The sequence below is a fragment of the Oleiphilus sp. HI0061 genome (genome assembly GCF_001635675.1).
On the sequence record NZ_LWFE01000588.1, the window covers coordinates 1 to 652 of the forward strand.

The following is a 652-nucleotide window of genomic DNA, read 5'->3' on the forward strand; positions in this document are numbered from 1 at the left end:
AGAAGGCTGTACACTTTTACTTGCAGGTATGGATAAGCACTTAAGCAAAGGTCAGTATGAGTTGCTGGAGAAGTGCTTTGGCCCGGCGAGTTTTTTGCCAGGTGTAAAAAAAGCGCGAGTCTGGAGGGCAGAGGTTGATAAATCTCTGGCGTACGCTTCAGAGCAGAATATATTTGAACAGTGCAAGTCTGTCAGCGTTCCCGATTTTGAATTGAACTTGAAGGCTTTACCAAATGTCTTTAGCAATGATCATTTGGATATTGGCAGTCGCTTCTTTTTGGGGCATTACAAGTGCTTACCGGAGGTTTCACAAGTCGCTGATTTAGCCTGTGGGAATGGGGTACTTGGTTTAGCCTACTTACAGCGCTTTCCTAATGCCCAGATGTTTTTCTATGACGAGTCTTTTCAGGCGGTACAGTCTGCGAAACACAATTTGGCGGTCAATATGCCTACAAACCGTGCTGAGTTTATTGCTTGTGACGGCTTGAGCAAGGCTAAGTCTAATTCATTGGAATTGATTCTTTGTAACCCGCCGTTTCATCAGCAAAATACGGTGAGCACTTCGATAGCCCAATCCTTTTTCAAAGAAGCCAAACGTGCATTGAAAACGGGTGGCGAGGTATGGCTCGTGGCAAATCGGCACCTTGGCTAC

Annotated in this window: 1 protein-coding gene; it reads left to right on the top strand. The window is 45.6% G+C overall.

From position 1 onward, the window contains the following. On the top strand, positions 1–652 hold a 652-nt coding region (locus A3735_RS07675), incomplete at both ends, for a class I SAM-dependent methyltransferase (RefSeq protein WP_156499509.1).